Origin of the sequence: Citrobacter sp. CK199 (assembly GCF_030333285.1) — a bacterium.
Classification (GTDB): domain Bacteria; phylum Pseudomonadota; class Gammaproteobacteria; order Enterobacterales; family Enterobacteriaceae; genus Citrobacter_B; species Citrobacter_B koseri.
This window is the reverse complement of record NZ_JAOWGF010000024.1, coordinates 886,967-900,706: the sequence shown is the minus strand read 5'-3', so window position 1 is coordinate 900,706 and position 13,740 is coordinate 886,967. Positions and strand designations below refer to the sequence as shown.

Below are 13,740 nucleotides of genomic sequence, written 5' to 3'. Positions count from 1 at the left end.
AGGACACACTATGATCTATCCTGATGAAACAATGCTTTACGCACCGGTTGAATGGCACGACTGCTCCGAAGGTTACACGGACATTCGTTATGAAAAATCCACCGATGGTATTGCAAAAATCACCATTAACCGTCCACAGGTGCGCAACGCATTCCGTCCTTTGACCGTCAAAGAGATGATCCAGGCGCTGGCGGATGCCCGGTATGACGACAACGTGGGCGTCATCATTCTGACCGGCGAAGGCGAGAAAGCCTTCTGTGCGGGCGGCGACCAGAAGGTACGCGGCGACTACGGCGGATACCAGGATGATTCCGGCGTGCATCACCTGAACGTACTGGATTTCCAGCGCCAGATCCGTACCTGCCCGAAACCGGTCGTGGCGATGGTCGCAGGGTACTCTATCGGCGGCGGTCACGTACTGCACATGATGTGTGACCTGACCATCGCGGCGGAAAACGCCATCTTCGGCCAGACGGGCCCGAAAGTCGGCTCCTTCGACGGCGGCTGGGGCGCTTCCTATATGGCGCGTATCGTCGGGCAGAAAAAAGCGCGTGAAATCTGGTTCCTGTGCCGTCAGTACGACGCTAAACAGGCGTTGGATATGGGGCTGGTCAACACCGTCGTACCGCTGGACTCCCTCGAAAAAGAGACCGTGCGCTGGTGCCGCGAAATGTTGCAGAACAGCCCGATGGCGCTGCGCTGCCTGAAAGCGGCGCTGAACGCCGACTGCGACGGTCAGGCGGGTCTACAGGAGCTGGCGGGCAACGCCACGATGCTGTTCTACATGACGGAAGAAGGTCAGGAAGGCCGTAACGCTTTCAACCAGAAACGTCAGCCTGATTTCAGCAAATTTAAACGGAATCCGTAATGCGTAGCGCGCAGGTGTACCGCTGGCAGATCCCCATGGACGCGGGGGTGGTTCTGCGCGACAGGCGGTTAAAAACTCGCGACGGGCTGTATGTCCGTCTGTGCGACGGCGAGCGCGAAGGGTGGGGGGAGATCTCCCCGCTTCCGGGTTTCAGCCAGGAAACCCTGGAGGAGGCGCAGGCCGCGCTGCTGGACTGGGTTAACGGCTGGCTGCAAGGCCAGTCAACGTTGCCTGAAGTGCCCTCCGTGGCGTTTGGCGTTAGCTGCGCGCTGGCGGAGGCGGCGGGGACGTTGCCAGAGGCGGCGGATTACCGCGCCGCGCCGCTATGTACGGGCGATCCAGACGATCTGGTTCTGCAACTGGCTGATATGCCTGGCGAGAAAGTCGCCAAGATCAAAGTCGGTCTGTACGAAGCGGTACGCGACGGAATGGTGGTCAACCTGCTGCTGGAGGCGGTTCCCGATCTGCATCTGCGTCTGGATGCCAATCGCGCCTGGACGCCGCTGAAAGCGCAGCAGTTCGCGAAATACGTCAACCCGGACTACCGTGCCCGCATCGCCTTCCTCGAAGAACCGTGTAAAACCCGCGACGACTCCCGCGCTTTTGCGCGTGAAACCGGGATTGCGATTGCCTGGGATGAAAGTCTGCGTGAAGACGATTTTGTCTTTGCGGCGGAAGCGGGCGTCAGCGCGGTGGTCATCAAACCGACGCTCACCGGAAGCCTGGAAAAGGTTCGCGAGCAGGTACAGGCCGCGCATACGCTGGGACTGACGGCGGTGATCAGCTCTTCCATCGAGTCGAGCCTCGGTTTAACGCAGCTGGCGCGTATTGCCGCGTGGCTGACGCCGCAGACCATTCCGGGTCTGGATACGCTAAGCCTGATGCAAACCCAGCAGGTGCGCCGCTGGCCGGGCAGCGCTTTGCCGTGTGTTAGCGACGATGCGCTGGAACGGCTGCTATGAGCCTCCGGGAAATGCCCGATAGCGCAAGCGTATCGGGCCTCCAGCCGTCATCTTTTAATGACTGGCCGTGGCGTCACTGGCGGCAGGTGCGGGGAGATGCGCCTGCCTTACGCCTTAATGATGAAGTGCTAAGCTGGCGCACACTCTGTACCCGTATTGACGCGCTGGCGAGCGGTTTTGCCGCTCAGGGTGTCTCTGAAGGCTGCGGCGTGATGCTGCGCGCCTGGAATCACCCGCAAACGCTGCTGGCCTGGCTGGCTTTACTGCAATGCGGGGCAAGAGTCCTGCCGGTTAACCCGCAGCTTCCGCAACCGCTGCTCGACGCGCTGCTGCCGGACTTAACGCTCCGGTTTGCTTTGCTGCTGGAGGGGGAGAACACCTTCCCGGCGTTGCAACCGCTGCAAATGCAGCAAGAGTCAGGCGAACACGCCGCAGACTGGCAGCCAACGCGGCTGAGTTCAATGACGCTGACCTCTGGCTCAACCGGATTACCCAAAGCCGCAGTGCATACCTGCCAGGCGCATCTGGCCAGCGCGGAAGGGGTGCTGTCCCTGATGCCGTTTGCCGATGGGGATGACTGGCTGTTATCGCTGCCGCTGTTTCATGTTTCCGGCCAGGGCATTATGTGGCGCTGGTTGTTTGCGGGCGCCCGAATGACCGTGCGTGAGAAGCAGCCGCTGGAAGCAATGCTGCAAGGGTGTACGCATGCGTCCCTGGTTCCCACTCAGCTGTGGCGGCTGCTGGAGAATCCGGCATCGGTAACGTTGAAAGCGGTACTGCTGGGCGGCGCAGCTATCCCGGTTGAACTGACGGAGCAGGCTCGCGCGCAGGGTATTCGCTGCTGGTGCGGTTATGGCCTGACGGAATTTGCCTCGACGGTGTGCGCGAAAGAGGCCGACGGCCTGGGCGATGTCGGCGCGGCGTTACCGGGGCGGGAAGTCCGAATCGTGAATGGCGAAGTCTGGCTGCGCGCCGCCAGCATGGCGGAAGGCTACTGGCGCGACGGTAAGCTGATCCCGCTGGTGAACGGCGAAGGCTGGTTCGCCACCCGCGATCGCGGCGAACTGAACGACGGTAAGCTGACGATTGCCGGTCGGCTGGATAATCTGTTCTTTAGCGGCGGAGAAGGCATTCAGCCGGAAGAGGTGGAACGCGTTATCTCGGCGCATCCACATGTTCTACAGGCGTTCGTGGTGCCGGTAGAGGACAGGGAGTTCGGCCATCGTCCGGTGGCGGTGGTGGAATATGACGCGCAGGCCGGAGATGTCGATCTCGCGGAATGGGTGAAAGACAAGCTGGCGCGTTTTCAGCAGCCGGTATGCTGGTTGACGTTGCCATCAGCGCTGAAAAACGGCGGGATCAAAGTTTCGCGCCGGGCATTGCAGGAGTGGGTGCGCGCTAACCGTCCGTAATGTAAGCAACACGGGAGCCGCAGCTCCCGTGGAAACGGTTATTTCGCTTCTTTTAACGCCCGCAGGGCAGCGGCGACGCCCGCGCCATAGTCAGGATGAACTTCGCTAAACAAGCCAATCTGACGCTGCTGAATAAATTCCGGCACATCTTTCATGTCGCCGGCGATGCGCGCGAACATACGCTGATGTTCTTCATCACTCAGCAACTCATACAGCTTACGCGGCTGGCTGAAGTAGTCCGTATCTTCCCGATGATCCCAGTGCGCGGCAGCGCCTTCGACAGAGAGCGGCGGTTCGCTGAAATCAGGCTGTTCCTGGAAGACGCCAAAGCTGTTTGGCTCATAGGTTGGGCCGTTGCCGCTGTTGCCGTCCACCCGCATCGCGCCGTCACGATGGTAGTTATGGAACGGGCAGCGCGGGGCGTTGACCGGGATCTGCTGATGGTTAACGCCCAGACGATAGCGGTGCGCATCGCCATAGGAGAAGAGACGCCCCTGCAACATACGGTCAGGGGAGAAGCTAATCCCCGGCACGACGTTCGCCGGGTTCATCGCCACCTGTTCCACTTCGGAGAAATAGTTTTCCGGGTTGCGGTTCAGTTCCAGCACGCCGACTTCAATCAGCGGGTAATCGCCGTGTGGCCATACTTTGGTCAGATCAAACGGGTTGTACGGCACCTGTGAGGCTTCGGCTTCCGGCATGATCTGCACGTAGAATTTCCAGCGGGGGAAGTTGCCCTGTTCGATGGCGTTGTACAGGTCGCGCTGAGAGCTTTCGCGATCGTCCGCCACCAGGCGTTTCGCTTCGTCATCCATCAGGTTGGCGATGCCCTGCTGCGATTTCAGGTGGAATTTCACCCAGAAACGTTCGTTGTCGCTGTTGATAAAGCTGAATGTGTGGCTACCGAAACCGTGCATCGTACGGTAAGAGAAAGGCAAACCCCGGTCGCTAAAGTCGATAGTCAACTGGTGCAGCGATTCCGGCAGATGGGAGAAAAAGTCCCATTTGTAGGTCGGATTGCGCAGGTTGGTGCGTGGGTCGCGCTTCACGACATGGTTCAGATCCGGGAATTTCAGCGGATCGCGCAGATAGAAAACGGGCGTGTTGTTACCCACCAGATCCCAGTTGCCCTCTTCAGTGTAAAACTTGATCGCAAACCCGCGAATATCGCGCTCGGCATCCGCCGCGCCGCGCTCTCCCGCCACGGTGGAAAAACGCAGGAACAGATCCGTTTTTTTACCGGGCTCCGAAAAGATTTTTGCGCGAGTGTAACGTGAAATATCGTGCGTGACGGTGAAGGTGCCGTACGCGCCTGAGCCTTTGGCATGCATACGGCGCTCAGGGATCACTTCACGATCGAAGTGGGCCAGTTTTTCCAGGAACCAGATGTCCTGTAGCAGCATGGGGCCGCGTGGGCCAGCGGTTGCAACGTTGTTATTATGGGCGACAGGCACGCCTGCTGCGGTGGTGAGTCCTTTTTTGCTCATCTTTATCTCCCGACGATCGTTAGAAAAAATGTTTAATTTCCGTTTAATTTCGGAAACTAATGTAGAAAATATTTGTGAATGAAATATTGATCTCGGGCAATGACTGCTGCGCTAAACGCCTCTTCTTGTAACGTTTAATAAACCTGAAAGGTAGTGTTTAGTTACAATATGTTATTAGATCGCTTTTTTAGCTCATTGATTCTGTTGCGCCTGGCAGTACAATCCTGCGGTTTTGGGGTCTTTTGTTTATTTCTTTGCTGGAAAGGGTAAAAATGAAAAAAAGCATTTTATTAGGCGTTGCCGGACTGTTGTTCGCTTCTGCATCGGCGAATGCGATGAGCATTAGCGGCCAGGCGGGTAAAGATTACACCAACGTTGGCGTAGGTTTCGGTACTGAATCCACCGGACTGGCGTTGAGCGGCAACTGGATGCATAACGACGACGACGGCGACGCTGCCGGCGTGGGGCTCGGCCTGAATATTCCGCTTGGGCCGCTGCTGGCAACGGTTGGTGGGAAAGGCGTTTATACCAATCCGAACGACGGCGATGAAGGCTATGCGGCGGCGGTAGGCGGCGGGTTACAGTGGAAAATCGGCGACAGCTTCCGTCTGTTTGGCGAGTATTACTACTCTCCAGATTCACTGTCCAGCGGCATCGACAGCTATGAAGAAGCCAATGCCGGAGCGCGCTTTACCATTATGCGTCCGCTGAGCATTGAAGCGGGCTATCGCTATCTGAACCTGGCGGGTAAAGACGGCAACCGTGACAACGCGATTGCCGATGGCCCGTACGTCGGCGTTAACGCCAGCTTCTGATTTTCGGGCGCGGCATCCGTCGCGCCGTTTCCTGTATGCTATCGCCTTCTTTCCCGGTTTGTTTCCTCTGAGTTTCTTACTCCGCCCCAGCGGGCTTTGCGTTATAGTGTTTTCATCATAGAAGCAGGAGAACACGATGTTAAACGTGGAGATGTTATCCACCGGGGATGAAGTGTTGCACGGGCAAATCGTCGACACGAATGCCGCCTGGCTGGCCGATTTTTTCTTTAATCAGGGGTTGCCGTTATCACGCCGAAATACGGTGGGAGATAATCTGGATGCGCTGGTCGCCATTTTACGCGAACGTAGCGAACATGCTGATGTGCTGATTGTGAATGGCGGCCTGGGGCCGACCAGCGATGATTTAAGCGCGCTGGCCGCCGCCACGGCGAAAGGTGAAGGTCTGGTGCTTCATGACGCGTGGCTGGCTGAGATGGAGCGTTTTTTCCATGAGCGCGGGCGGGTTATGGCGCCGAGTAACCGCAAGCAGGCAGAACTGCCCGCCAGCGCCGAGTTTATTAATAACCCGGTTGGCACCGCCTGTGGGTTTGCGGTGAAGCTAAATCGCTGCCTGATGTTCTTTACCCCTGGCGTCCCGTCTGAATTTAAGGTGATGGTCGAGCATGAAATTATGCCGCGTCTGCGTGCGCGTTTTGCGCTTCCTGAACCTCCGGTTTGTCTGCGACTCACTACGTTTGGACGTTCGGAAAGCGATCTGGCGCAGAGCCTCGATTCGCTGCCGCTACCGGCGGGCGTGACGATGGGATATCGCTCTTCAATGCCGATTATTGAACTGAAACTCACCGGCCCGGATGCGCAGCGGGACGCGATGCTGGCGCTATGGCCGGAGGTAAAGCGGGTGGCAGGGCAGAACCTGATTTTTGAAGGGACGGAAGGACTGCCTGCGCAAATCGCCCGTTGTTTGCAGACGCGCCAGCTCAGCCTGACGCTCAGCGAACAGTTCACCAGCGGGCTGCTGGCTTTGCAGCTTTCCCGTGCGAATGCGCCGATTCTTGCCAGCGAAGTGGTGCCTTCCCAGGAAGAGACGCTGGCTCAGACCGCGCACTGGACGACAGAGCGACGGAGCAACCATTACGCCGGACTGGCGCTGGCGGTATCCGGGCTGGAAAACGATCACCTTAATTTCGCGCTGGCGACGCCGGATGGGACATTTGCCCTGCGCGTGCATTTCAGCGCCAGTCGCTACAGTCTGGCGGTGCGGCAGGAAGTTTGCGCCATGATGGCGCTGAATATGGTGCGTCGGTGGTTAAACGGTCAGGATATTGCCAGTGAACATGGCTGGATTGAGGTGGTGGAGTCGTTAACCCTGTAGCCTGATGGCGCTGCGCTTATCGGGCCTGCCGTGGTTTGCAGGCCCGATAAGACGTTAACGCGCTTAACCTAATGCCTGGGCAAGCAGGGTAATCGGATGTTCGCAGCGTTTGCTTGTCGACATCTCAATTTGCCACTTACAGGTTTCACAGTCGGTCACCACAATATCCGCGCCGCTCTCTTCAATCTGGCGGAACAGCGGGGCGCCGATGGATTGCGAGGTGGGGTAGTTTTCCTTTTTAAAACCGTAGGTTCCGGCAATCCCACAGCACTGGGAGTCCAGCACGGTCAGTTCCAGACCTGGGATCTGGCGCAGCAACTCCAGCGTATAGAGCGTCCAGCCCATCTTCTCCATATGGCACGGCGTATGGTAAACCACCTTCAGCGGTAATTTTTTCAGCGGCAGCGTCTGGCCTGCATCGATCTTACGCCACAGCCAGCGGGTCGCGAGTTCGATATGCTCACGCAGCCCGCTGTTATCCACGTCCAGCACTTCCGGGTATTCATCACGCAGGGCAAAGGTGCAGGTTGATGAGGTTGCGATAACCGGAATGCCTTTTACGCCAATCGCTTCTCTGAGCGACGCCACATTGCTCACCGCCTGCTTGCGCGCTTTATCGGTAAAACCGTTGGCGATCAGCGGCACGCCACAACACTTCTCTTTACTTAACAATTGCACGCCGGTGCCCATTGCGTTCAGGACGTTAATTAAATCCTTACCAAGCTGCGGATGGTTGTAATTGACGAAGCAGCCGTGGAAGAAGGCGACCTGATCTTTGTACTGCGCCTGCTGTGCCGCAACGCTGCGATACCAGCGGCGGAAGGTGCCGAAGGAGTATTTTGGCAGCGTACGGCGATGGTCGATCTTCAACGCATAGTCGAGCAACTGACGAACCGGTTTCAGCGACGTCGCGGTATTGACGACCGGGGCGAACGGCGTAGAGACGCTGCCCATTAAATCGGTGTGGCTTAAGATAAAGTTGCGCAGCGACGGGCGCGAAGTGTCATACCTGGCGCGCGCACGCTGGATGATATCGCCAATTTTAACGTCTGACGGGCAGGCCACTTCGCAGCGTTTGCAGTTAATGCAGTATTTCAGCGCATCGTCGTACAGCGCGCCGTCTTTCAGGCGCAGGCGCTCGCCGTCCGGCCCTGCCTGTTTGGGGCCCGGATAGCCAGGATTCACCCGGCTGACCGGGCAGGCTGTGGTGCACACGGTGCATTTGATACAACTCTCGAAACTCGTATCGTTCATTGCTGACCTCCTGCACGTTTTGCAATGTGACGTGCGGCGTGTAAGGCGCTGACTGCGCATACGCCGCCTCCGCATCCCTGGGCTATCGGATCGAATCCGCCGAGCACCGAGCCGATGGCAAACAGATTTTCTACGGTCTGCCCCGCCAGTGAGGGGCGCAGCGCATCATCGGTCGTGACGCCAAACTGCTGCCAGGGTTGCGCATCAAAGAAATCACGCTGATACCATTCGGCGCGGGTGGCCGTTTGCTGAACGTCCAGTCCCATAATGGGTTCGCGAATGCCGTCACGTTCGGCGACCAGGCCGCTGCTGAAGAAGCTGCCGCTGGCGAGTACCGCAAAGCGCGGGCGCAGAGGAATGTCGGCATGGTTGCGGGTCCAGACTTCGCTCACGACGCCGTTACGGCAGGTCACTTTTTTCACTTCGTCGCCCGGCATCCAGATCCCGCCCTGACGAACAAACTGGCGCTGCAAGCGATTGTGCAGGCGAATGCCCGGCACGGAAGGCGGCAGCGTCGGCAGCAAATTCAGCGAGCAGGGCAGGCGTTCATTGAGCCAGCGCCAGAGGCTGTCATCCGCCAGGCCGAAACAGGCGGGCATGATGATCATGTCGCAGGTTTTTGCTATCGGTAAGAGCGCGTCGTGGAGCAACGGCCATTTTTCTTCGTTATCGAGCAAACGCGCAATATTCACCGCACGAAACTCCGTCGGGTTATCGCGTAATACGTCCAGCTCAGGCAGGTCGATCTCTGCCGTCTCTACCGTGAGATGGTGCTGACGCAGCGACGCCGCCGCGAGGTGCGCCTGAAAGTCCAGTAAACCGCTGATGCCGACGACGCAAATGCGTTGCGCGGCCAGCGGCCAGACGGGCACTTCTGGCGAGCTTAGCCAGGTGGCGCGCAATGTTCCCAACGGCGTGACGCGCAGATGCGACTGTTGTACATCGCCCTGTAAATGCGCGCCAGACGCTTCCAGCAACGCTTGCGCCTGCTGCGCCAGTTCCAGAACGGTTGACGCGCCAATTGTGGTGTAAGGGTGCGTCGGCGCTTGTTCGCGTAACGCATTCAGACCTTCAGTGATATTTGTGACGGGCTGACCGTCCGGCAGGGTGCTGAGTAGATCCAGCGAGCCGGAGGAGAAGTGCAGCGCGCTTTGGCCGCGAGTGACGATCGCACAGCGCAAACCGTGTTTTTGCAGTTCCAGGCCACACAGTAATCCGGCGAGACCGCCACCCATAATGACCGTATCAAATTTCATCCTGGTGCTCCTTCTCCAGACCGCACAATCCCTGATAAACCCAGCGCGTGAACTCGCTTTCGCGCAGCGCGTCTCCCCAGGCGACAGGCTGTACGCCTTTCCAGCGTTCATTGAGGAACGCAGAAAGCTGAGTGATGGACTGGGCGGCGGTAGTGACATTAAAACGTTGCAGCAGCCCGGCGGCGCGGCAGGCGCACAGTTCTCCCTGACATGTGCCCATGCCTACGCGGGTACGGCGGCGCAGATCCAGCAGGCTGTTGACGGTTAAATTTTCGACGGCGTACTGCACTTCGCCTGCGGTGACCGCTTCGCATTCACAGACCAGGCTGCGGTGCTGGCGACCTTCGCTGAGCCAGGCAGGAGTACGATCGCCGTGACGATAGACGGCAGAACCGCGTAGCGGGGCGGGCAGCGAGATCACGCGTTTAAGCGTGTTTTCCGTGGGTTCCTGCGAGCCGGGAAGGGCGGTTTGCGCGGTGACGCAGGGGCGAGTGTTGCCTAGTTTTCGGCATACCGCGTCGGTTGCCCATTCCGCCATCAGGCGGTAGGTCATCAGCTTACCGCCCGTAATGGTGATAAACCCGTCCAGCCCGTCGCGTGCAGCATGGTCAAACAGCACAATGCCACGGCTGACATTACGACCGCTCGGATCGTCATCGCTGGCGACCAGCGGACGCACGCCCGAGTAGGCGCGCAAAATGCGCGTTTTCGCCATCACCGGCGCCAGTTTTTCCCCTTCACGCAGCAGAATATCAACCTCTTCCGCAGTGACGCGGTTGCTGTCGATCTCGTTGTAATCAATGTGGGTCGACGTAGTACCGATGAGCGAGATGGTATCGCCGGGCACCAGAATATCGGCGTCGGACGGCTTGCGGCAGCGGTTAATCACATGCTGGTTAATGCGATGATCCATAATCAGCAGCGACCCTTTCGCCGGGAACATGCGGATGCTCAGATCGGCGTATTCCGCAATGCGCTGACCCCAGATGCCTGCGGCATTCACCACGACCGGCGCATGCAGCGATTGGCTTTCCCCTGTGAGATGGTTATGCACGTTCACACCGCAAATGGTCGCGCCTTCGCGAATAAGTCCGGTGACTTCATGCGCCGTTAAAATGATTGCGCCATGTTCTCTGGCATCCAGCATATTCGCGGCGGTCAGCCGGAAGGGATCGACAGTGCCGTCAGGCACTTTCACCGCACCAATCAGCTGCGGATTGACGGCCGGTTCGATCAGCCGCGCCTGTTGCGGATCAATCGCTTCGGCGCGAATGCCCGCCTCTTCGCAGGCGCGAACAAAGGTGGCCTGGAAGGATAATTCGTCTTCCGGCAAGGTAATGAACAGACCGTCCGTTGGCTCAACGCAGTGGCGGGCGATCCGTTTCAGAATCTGGTTTTCGCTGATGCATTCGCGGGCAGACTCCGCGTCGGTAACGGCATAGCGGGCGCCGCTATGCAGCAGGCCGTGGTTACGGCCGGTTGCGCCGGTCGCGATATCGTGGCGCTCAACTAAGATAACGCGCAATCCGCGTAGCGCACAGTCTCGGGCGATCCCTGCGCCTGTGGCTCCCCCACCAATGATAATCACGTCACTTGTTTGCGAGTCGCGAGTTTTCATGGTTATCCCTCACAGTTCGTTTTTTATCATTTAGCCACATAAAAAGCATGGTTTGTTTGATTTCGCGCATAATCGCTCATGATTCGAAAATGAAACGTGATTTCGTGCGCCTTTCTGAACATTTGTCATAAATGTGTAACAATCTGTGCTGTAATTCACATTAACGACAGGTATCTTTACTTAACATCGCGCCCACACTGGGAGCAGCGAGGTTGGTTAGTTAAACGAACTGCGGTGTTTACCTCTAATAAGACACGGCCACGGAGGCTACATATGTTAAGTATTTTTAAACCTGCGCAACATAAAACGCGCTTGCCAGCAGCGGAGATTGATCCGACATATCGTCGGCTGCGCTGGCAGATTTTCCTGGGGATTTTCTTTGGTTATGCCGCTTACTATCTGGTGCGTAAGAACTTTGCGCTGGCGATGCCTTACCTGGTAGAGCAGGGATTCTCGCGCGGCGATCTGGGTTTTGCGCTGTCCGGGATCTCCATCGCCTATGGTTTTTCGAAATTTATCATGGGGTCGGTCTCCGACCGCTCGAATCCGCGCGTTTTCCTGCCCGCAGGGTTGATTCTGGCGGCGGCCGTGATGTTGTTTATGGGCTTTGTGCCGTGGGCCACGTCCAGCATTGCCGTGATGTTCGTGCTGCTGTTCCTCTGCGGCTGGTTCCAGGGAATGGGGTGGCCGCCGTGCGGTCGTACAATGGTGCACTGGTGGTCACAGAAAGAACGTGGCGGTATCGTCTCCGTCTGGAACTGCGCGCATAACGTTGGCGGCGGTATTCCTCCGCTGCTGTTCCTGCTGGGGATGGCCTGGTTTAATGACTGGAAAGCCGCGCTCTACATGCCGGCGTTTGGTGCGATCCTGGTGGCGATTTTCGCTTTCGCGCTGATGCGCGATACGCCGCAGTCCTGCGGTCTGCCGCCGATTGAAGAGTACAAAAACGACTACCCGGATGATTACAACGAAAAAGCGGAAGAAGAGCTGACTGCAAAACAGATCTTTATGCAGTACGTGCTGCCGAACAAACTGTTGTGGTACATCGCGATTGCTAACGTGTTCGTTTACCTGCTGCGTTACGGCATCCTCGACTGGTCGCCGACTTACCTGAGAGAAGTGAAACACTTTGCGCTGGATAAATCGTCCTGGGCGTATTTCTTGTACGAATATGCCGGTATCCCGGGTACGCTGCTGTGCGGCTGGATGTCGGATAAAGTGTTCCGTGGCAACCGTGGCGCAACGGGCGTGTTCTTTATGACGCTGGTGACCATTGCCACAGTTGTTTACTGGCTGAACCCTCCAGGAAATCCGACCGTAGATATGGCTTGTATGATCGTTATCGGCTTCCTGATTTATGGCCCGGTCATGCTGATTGGTCTGCACGCGCTGGAACTGGCGCCGAAAAAAGCGGCAGGTACGGCGGCGGGCTTCACCGGCCTGTTTGGTTATCTCGGCGGTTCCGTCGCGGCGAGTGCTATTGTTGGCTATACCGTTGACTTCTTCGGCTGGGACGGCGGCTTCATGGTGATGATCGGCGGCAGCGTTCTGGCGGTTATCCTGCTGATTATCGTGATGATTGGCGAAAAACGCCACCATGAAGAGCTGATGTTGAAACGCAACGGAGCTTAAGTGAATGAAGACGACACTGAAAAATCTCAGCGTGGCATTGATGCTGGCGGGTATGGTCGTGAGCAGCGCGGCAATCGCTGCGGATAAAATCGTGATTGCGCACCGTGGCGCCAGCGGCTATCTGCCGGAGCACACACTGCCAGCGAAAGCGATGGCGTATGCGCAGGGCGCCGATTATCTGGAGCAGGATTTGGTGATGACGAAGGACGACCATCTGGTCGTCCTGCATGACCACTACCTTGACCGGGTTACCGACGTTGCCGAACGTTTTCCGAATCGCGCCCGCAAGGACGGGCGTTACTACGCCATTGATTTCACACTGGATGAAATTAAATCCCTGAAGTTCACCGAAGGTTTTGATATTGAGAACGGCAAGAAAGTACAGACTTACCCTGGCCGTTTCCCGATGGGAAAATCAGATTTCCGCGTGCATACCTTTGAGGAAGAGATTGAGTTTGTTCAGGGGCTGAATCATTCAACCGGAAAAAATATCGGTATTTATCCAGAAATCAAAGCGCCGTGGTTCCATCATCAGGAAGGGAAGGATATTGCGGCTAAGACGCTGGATGTGCTGAAAAAGTATGGTTATACCGGTAAAAAAGATAACGTTTATTTGCAGTGTTTCGATGCCGCGGAGCTGAAGCGCATTAAGAATGAGCTGGAACCGAAGAGGGGGATGGATCTCAATCTGGTGCAGTTGATTGCGTATACTGACTGGAATGAAACTCAGCAAAAACAGCCGGACGGCAGTTGGGTTAACTATAACTACGACTGGATGTTCAAGCCTGGCGCGATGAAAGAAATCGCCAGCTATGCTGACGGGATCGGCCCGGACTACCATATGCTGATTGATGAAAAATCGAAGGTCGGGCATATCACGCTGACCGGCATGGTGAAAGAGGCGCAGCAGAACAAGATGGTGGTACACCCTTACACCGTACGCGCCGATCAGCTTCCTGACTACGCCACGGATGTTAATCAGCTTTATGACATCCTGTATAACAAGGCGGGTGTGGATGGATTGTTCACCGATTTCCCGGATAAAGCGGTGGTGTTTTTGAAGGATAAGCACTAAAAAGCCGGGTGGCGTCTTCGCCTTACCC

Annotated in this window: 11 protein-coding genes; 7 read left to right on the top strand and 4 right to left on the bottom strand. The window is 57.2% G+C overall.

Going from position 1 to position 13,740, the window contains the following annotated elements; genetic code table 11:
- Positions 1-10: 10 nt before the first annotated feature.
- The 3 genes from menB to menE are packed head-to-tail and all read left to right on the top strand — an operon-like array spanning position 11 to position 3,242.
- Entirely contained in the window at positions 11-868 is an 858-nt protein-coding gene (gene menB / locus OGX75_RS08295; RefSeq protein WP_012131509.1) for a 1,4-dihydroxy-2-naphthoyl-CoA synthase, read from the top strand.
- Positions 868-1,830: an o-succinylbenzoate synthase gene (gene menC, locus OGX75_RS08290; RefSeq protein ID WP_012131510.1), complete on the top strand. Its 963-nt coding sequence runs from the start codon at positions 868-870 to the stop codon at positions 1,828-1,830. The genes menB and menC overlap by 1 nt, the downstream gene beginning before the upstream one ends.
- Positions 1,827-3,242: an o-succinylbenzoate--CoA ligase gene (gene menE, locus OGX75_RS08285; protein ID WP_286451193.1), complete on the top strand. Its 1,416-nt coding sequence runs from the start codon at positions 1,827-1,829 to the stop codon at positions 3,240-3,242. The genes menC and menE overlap by 4 nt, the downstream gene beginning before the upstream one ends.
- A gap of 38 nt (positions 3,243-3,280) precedes the next feature.
- On the opposite strand, the gene OGX75_RS08280 is transcribed toward menE, so the two are convergent.
- Positions 3,281-4,729 carry a catalase gene (locus tag OGX75_RS08280; protein WP_047462365.1) on the bottom strand — a complete coding sequence of 483 codons (1,449 nt, stop codon included), beginning with the start codon at positions 4,727-4,729 and terminating at the stop codon, positions 3,281-3,283.
- Positions 4,730-5,001: 272 nt separating this feature from the next.
- Between OGX75_RS08280 and OGX75_RS08275 the strand changes: the two genes are divergently transcribed.
- Both OGX75_RS08275 and OGX75_RS08270 read left to right on the top strand, forming a co-directional pair.
- Positions 5,002-5,544 carry a YfaZ family protein gene (locus OGX75_RS08275; RefSeq protein ID WP_012131513.1) on the top strand — a complete coding sequence of 181 codons (543 nt, stop codon included), beginning with the start codon at positions 5,002-5,004 and terminating at the stop codon, positions 5,542-5,544.
- 136 nt (positions 5,545-5,680) lie between these two features.
- Positions 5,681-6,877 (top strand): nicotinamide mononucleotide deamidase-related protein YfaY, encoded by a 1,197-nt coding sequence (locus OGX75_RS08270; protein WP_012131514.1) that lies wholly within the window; start codon positions 5,681-5,683, stop codon positions 6,875-6,877.
- 63 nt (positions 6,878-6,940) lie between these two features.
- On the opposite strand, the gene glpC is transcribed toward OGX75_RS08270, so the two are convergent.
- Genes glpC through glpA form a run of 3 tightly spaced genes read right to left on the bottom strand, consistent with a single transcriptional unit; the run spans position 6,941 to position 11,005 of the window.
- Positions 6,941-8,131: an anaerobic glycerol-3-phosphate dehydrogenase subunit GlpC gene (gene glpC / locus OGX75_RS08265; RefSeq protein ID WP_047462370.1), complete on the bottom strand. Its 1,191-nt coding sequence runs from the start codon at positions 8,129-8,131 to the stop codon at positions 6,941-6,943.
- Positions 8,128-9,387, bottom strand: coding sequence for a glycerol-3-phosphate dehydrogenase subunit GlpB (gene glpB / locus OGX75_RS08260; protein WP_130028623.1), 1,260 nt, complete (start codon positions 9,385-9,387; stop codon positions 8,128-8,130). Before glpB ends, glpC begins: the two co-directional genes overlap by 4 nt.
- Entirely contained in the window at positions 9,377-11,005 is a 1,629-nt protein-coding gene (gene glpA / locus OGX75_RS08255; protein WP_286451194.1) for an anaerobic glycerol-3-phosphate dehydrogenase subunit A, read from the bottom strand. Before glpA ends, glpB begins: the two co-directional genes overlap by 11 nt.
- Positions 11,006-11,278: 273 nt before the next feature.
- Between glpA and glpT the strand changes: the two genes are divergently transcribed.
- Both glpT and glpQ read left to right on the top strand, forming a co-directional pair.
- Entirely contained in the window at positions 11,279-12,637 is a 1,359-nt protein-coding gene (gene glpT / locus OGX75_RS08250) for a glycerol-3-phosphate transporter (protein ID WP_047462375.1), read from the top strand.
- A 4-nt stretch (positions 12,638-12,641) separates the two neighbouring features.
- Positions 12,642-13,712, top strand: a complete 1,071-nt coding sequence (gene glpQ / locus OGX75_RS08245; protein ID WP_012131519.1) for a glycerophosphodiester phosphodiesterase — start codon at positions 12,642-12,644, stop codon at positions 13,710-13,712.
- Positions 13,713-13,740 lie beyond the last annotated feature (28 nt).